The sequence below is a fragment of the Yoonia sp. genome, from assembly GCF_046292185.1.
Taxonomy (GTDB): Bacteria; Pseudomonadota; Alphaproteobacteria; order Rhodobacterales; family Rhodobacteraceae; genus Yoonia.
On record NZ_JBKBQY010000157.1, the window covers coordinates 1 to 3348 of the forward strand.

Annotated in this window: 2 protein-coding genes and 1 tRNA gene; all 3 read left to right on the forward strand. The window is 59.3% G+C overall.

Going from position 1 to position 3348, the window contains the following annotated elements:
• Positions 1-211: 211 nt before the first annotated feature.
• Positions 212-2230: an ASKHA domain-containing protein gene (locus ACK4TM_RS17265; protein WP_409703779.1), complete on the forward strand. Its 2019-nt coding sequence runs from the start codon at positions 212-214 to the stop codon at positions 2228-2230.
• A 739-nt stretch (positions 2231-2969) separates the two neighbouring features.
• Positions 2970-3043, forward strand: a tRNA-Gly gene (locus ACK4TM_RS17270).
• An 87-nt stretch (positions 3044-3130) separates the two neighbouring features.
• Positions 3131-3348 (forward strand): DUF6538 domain-containing protein (locus tag ACK4TM_RS17275; protein WP_409703782.1); only part of this gene is annotated, 218 nt, incomplete at its 3' end.

Sequence of the window (3348 nt, forward strand, 5' to 3'; positions counted from 1 at the left end):
TGGGTCGGGTGGCCTTTCCCCCCGCCCCCGTGCCGTGGGTGGTCTGGCTTTGGGGGGCTGTGGTGTTGCGGTTGGGTGCGTGCTTGCACGCACCCTACCGTGATATCCTCCCCCAAACCCACCGTTCTCATCACACGGGTTGACGTTTCCAGACATTCTCGCGAACGCCCCGCGCGCTATCCTCGAACCAAAGCAACACAGGCACCCTTTCATGACCACCGATCCACTCGTCATCTTCACCCCCTCGGGCAAGCGGGGGCATTTCCCTGTCGGCACCCCGGTGCTGACCGCCGCGCGGCAATTGGGGGTCGATCTGGATTCCGTCTGTGGCGGGCGCGGAATCTGTTCGAAATGCCAGATCACGCCGTCCTATGGGGAATTTTCCAAGCATGGTGTCACCGTCGCCCCCGATGCCCTGTCCGACTGGAACAGCGTCGAGGAACGATATGACACCATCCGGGGCCTGAAACAGGGCCGCCGTCTGGGCTGTCAGGCGACGATCCAGCGCGATGTCGTCATCGACGTGCCTGCCGAAAGCCAGGTCCACAAACAGGTCGTGCGCAAACGGGCGGAGGTTCGTGAGATCACGATGAACCCGTCAACACGGCTCTATTACGTCGAGGTCGCGGAACCCGACATGCACGACCCGTCCGGCGATCTGGAACGTCTGGTGATCGCGCTGCGCCGCGACTGGGACCTGCCCGCGCTGGAGGCTGATCTGGGCGTCTTGCGCGCCCTGCAAAAGGCGCTGCGCAAGGGCGACTGGAAAGTCACCGTTGCGATCCATCTGGGCGATGCGGTGTTTTCGCCACGGATCATCGCGATCTGGCCGGGGTTCTATGACGGCACGATCTATGGGCTGGCGGTCGATCTGGGGTCTACCACCATCGCCGCCCATCTGTGCGATCTGCGCACGGGCGAAGTCACAGCGTCATCGGGGATCATGAACCCGCAGATCCGCTTTGGCGAGGATCTGATGAGCCGCGTCAGCTATGGCATGATGAACCCGACCGGACCCGCCGAAATGACCCGCGCCGTGCGCGAAGGGATGAACGCGCTTTTCGTGCAGATCGCAGAGGAAGCAGGGATCGACCGTGCGTTGATCATGGATGCGGTCTTTGTCTGCAATCCGGTGATGCACCATCTGTTTCTGGGCATTGACGCCTATGAATTGGGGCAAGCGCCCTTTGCGCTGGCCACATCCGACGCGCTGTCCCTGCGCGCTGCCGATCTTGACCTGAACCTGCATCCCGCCGCGCGGGTCTATATCCTGCCCTGCATCGCGGGGCATGTGGGGGCCGACGCGGCGGCGGTCGCACTGTCCGAAGCCCCCGACAAATCCGAAGATCTCGTGCTGATCGTCGATGTCGGCACCAATGCGGAAATCCTGCTGGGCAACCGCGAAAAGGTGCTGGCCTGTTCATCGCCCACCGGCCCCGCGTTCGAAGGTGCGCAGATCAGTTCCGGCCAGCGCGCCGCCCCCGGTGCGATTGAGCATGTGGAAATCGACCCCATCACCAAACTGCCGCGTTTCAAGGTCATCGGCAGCGATCTGTGGTCGGATGAGGACGGGTTCAGCGAGGCCATCGCCCAGACCGGCGTCACCGGCATCTGCGGGTCCGGCATTATCGAGGTGATCGCCGAAATGCGCATGACCGGCATCGTCGACGCCCCCGGCCTGATCGGATCGGCGGACCAGACCGGATCGCCCCATTGCTTTGCCGATGGGCGCACCAATTCCTATCTGCTTTATGATGGCACGGCGGCCGGCGGCCCGCTGATCACCGTGACCAATACCGATATCCGGCAAATCCAGATGGCCAAGGCGGCGCTTTATTCCGGCGCGCGGCTGCTGATGGACAAATTCGGCGTCGACAAGGTGGACCGCGTGGTGCTGGCCGGTGCCTTCGGTGCACATATCAGCCCCAAACATGCGATGGTGCTCGGCATGATCCCAGATGCGCCGCTGGACAAGGTGACCAGCGCCGGCAATGCCGCAGGCACCGGCGCGCGGATCGCCCTGCTGAACACCGACGCACGGCGCGAGATCGAAACCATCGTCCGGCAGATCCACAAGGTCGAAACCGCCATCGAGCCGCGTTTTCAGGAACATTTCGTCAACGCCTCTGCGATCCCGAACGCGGTCGAACCGTTCCCGATCCTGAACAGCATCGTGGCCCTGCCCGACGTGAACCACAACACGGGCGGCAACCGGCGCAGACGGCGGTGATTGGCGCTTGACGCGGCGGTGCAGTTTCTTCGTCTTGTCAGAATTTATCTTGATATTCGGCGTTTTCAGTAACAGCCTGTTTGTCAGTGGGCTGCGACTCCTCGTACGCTGCAATCAGGGTGCACCGAAATGCCTAGTGAGTTGTATTGCTCAATTTCGAAAGCCTTGCGATGCGACCTACAAGCCGGATTCATCCGCACATGCGCTATCGGATGGGCCGTCGTTCTGTTTGGCAACCAGAGCTTTGCTCAAGTAGCAAACAGCACCTCGCAAAGCGCACGGGCAGACGTCTTTCAATGCCAACATATCGGCAAGAGGCTGACTGACGACGAGATATTGGAAATCATCTTCAAACATGAACAAAACCGGGGCACGCTGCCTGAACATTTTTCAGGCACTGACTACACGATTTTGCAACGAATCCGCCCGTCATGTTGCTCTATTCTTCGCGAGAACGTTGAATACAATAGATATAGAACATGGTTTACGAACTTATTTGAGCCGTATTGGATAGAGGTGATCGTCGGCTGGGACCCGCCAAGTTTGATTGTGCCACGAAGTCTGACTCATTACCGGCTTACCCCTTGCGGCAGAATTTTAAACCGACAGGGTCGCACGTCGATGGATTAGCAGCCAAAGGCTAGTCTTATCGATGTTATAGAACCATTCTGCACCCAATCCTGCGCCTGATGTTTCTATCTTGAATACCCACGCCATAAGATGCTAATCCGGCGACATCGCGGGTGTAGCTCAATGGTAGAGCAGCAGCTTCCCAAGCTGAATACGAGGGTTCGATTCCCTTCACCCGCTCCATTTGCCTCCTTTGAGGCCCTTTTTATCAACAATTTCTGACACTTGCGGTTCCTTCCGGTGCACATTAAGGCACACACGGGGTACACAATGGGTCTAGTTTTGAAGCACGTTGAGAGAACAAAAGCGGGCAATTGGCAGTATCGCCGCAGGGTGCCCAAGGACGTTTCCGCGATCATCACCAAGCGTGAGTTCAAGCGAAAGCTGGGCGAGACAGAGCGGGAAGCCCTTGCGGCCTATCCCCGGTTTCATGCCGAAGTCGAAAAAGAGATTGCAGAAGCCAAGCTAGGGCGGGTGCGGTCAGAGGT

Excerpts from the sequence above, each read along its gene's own strand:
- ACK4TM_RS17265 (WP_409703779.1), top strand. The coding sequence starts at position 212 with ATGACCACCGATCCACTCGTCATCTTCACCCCCTCGGGCAAGCGGGGG.